Origin of the sequence: Tychonema sp. LEGE 07196, from assembly GCF_963890365.1 — a bacterium.
Lineage (GTDB): Bacteria > Cyanobacteriota > Cyanobacteriia > Cyanobacteriales > Microcoleaceae > Microcoleus.
In genome coordinates, this window is sequence record NZ_CAWPRX010000138.1 from 1 (window position 1) to 1,426 (window position 1,426).

Genomic DNA, 1,426 nt, shown 5'->3' on the forward strand with positions numbered 1-1,426 from the left:
TTTTAGCTTGGCGGTGATGACTTGGGACATTATTTTCACAAACTCTGGTGTTATCGTATCTGGTGAAAACTAATATTGCAACAGGAATCAAAGATTTGCTCGGCAGTCAGGCCTCGCGCGCATTCCTTCCGGCACTCAGCGGAGTACAGTTAGAGGACCCGACTCCTGCTGCGAAAGTTGAGGATTGGACGATCGCCCGACTGTGATAAATTTATGAGGAAAACTGGCTGGCGATCGGCATCCGGCAACCACAACAATCCTGATTAATCTATAATGCCCTAAAGGCGAGTTTTTTGTTGGGCTGCCGATCGCGAGTTTTGTGTGTTCTTCATCACAACGAAAGATTGCACTATTGGCGGAATCGAGCCAATATATAAAAGTATTGAGCTTTGCAAAAGTTTACGAAGGCAGTATCGAAATGTCTTTTGAGTTTTTATCGTTAGAGACTATTCAGGAATTTGCGCGAGATTACGGCTACTGGGCTGTATTTCTGGGAATTTTGCTGGAAAATCTGGGAGTTCCTCTTCCAGGCGAGACAATTACAATTGCTGGCGGGTTTTTAGCCGGCAGCGGAGAACTCAATTACTGGTTTGTGCTCGGAAGCGCGATCGCCGGTGCGACTCTCGGTGGAAATTTCGGATATGCGATCGGCAGATACGGCGGCTGGCCGCTGCTGCTGAAGCTAGGACAATTTTTCCGCTTTCGGGAAGAAAAACTGTTTGACCTAAAAGAACAGTTTAGCAAAAATGCAGCTAAAGCCGTATTTTTAGGCCGTTTCATCGCACTGCTGCGGATTTTTGCCAGCCCCCTAGCGGGCATCGCCGAAATGCCTTTTTGGAAATTTTCGCTGTTCAATATTCTGGGTGCAGCAAGCTGGGCATCTGTCATGGTAAGTTTGTCATATTTCCTAGGACAAGTAGTGTCTTTAGAAAAGTTGGTAGCTTGGGCGGCTCAATTTGCTGTATTTGCTTTGCTGTTAGCAGTTGCTTGGATTGTAATTCCTATTTGGTTAGAGTCACGGACTTTGGACAAGACTAAGTAGAGACGCAACATTGTTGTGCCATCAACTCCGATACCGCCAAAATCATGACAAAACAACGTTGTTTTGTCCTGATTTTTTGTATTGCTAAGACTCTCAGAAACCGGATTTTTTACAACTCTGGGTACAGCGCCGAATTCTTGCAAAAAACCCGGTTTTTAACACCTAATACCATTTTTCTAAAGATGTGCTATGGATCAATACGGTTTACTTAACATATTTATGCCCCGGAGATCCCCCTCGCATCCCCCTTAAGAAGGGGAGTAGGGGTTGACTTTGAGGGGATTCTTGTTCCCCCCTTTTTAAGGGGGGTTAGGGGGGATCGTCTTAAGTAAACCGTATTGTGCTATAGATGAACTCTTAGCCCCCCCTTAATAAGGGGGGGTT

The 1,426-nt window shown here is 45.6% G+C and carries 2 protein-coding genes; both read left to right on the plus strand.

All coding sequences use genetic code 11. The features are described 5' to 3' along the window. The first annotated feature begins 62 nt into the window (after nt 1-62). Nucleotides 63-206 (plus strand): hypothetical protein, encoded by a 144-nt coding sequence (locus AACV78_RS15910; protein ID WP_194013152.1) that lies wholly within the window; start codon nt 63-65, stop codon nt 204-206. A gap of 212 nt (nt 207-418) precedes the next feature. Continuing rightward, complete coding sequence (locus AACV78_RS15915) at nt 419-1,042, plus strand: DedA family protein (RefSeq protein WP_194013153.1); 624 nt, start codon at nt 419-421, stop codon at nt 1,040-1,042. The last annotated feature ends 384 nt before the right edge of the window (nt 1,043-1,426 follow it).

Bases quoted from the DNA above. Each gene is read 5' to 3' on its own strand.
- AACV78_RS15915 (WP_194013153.1), top strand. From the start codon at position 419: ATGTCTTTTGAGTTTTTATCGTTAGAGACTATTCAGGAATTTGCGCGA.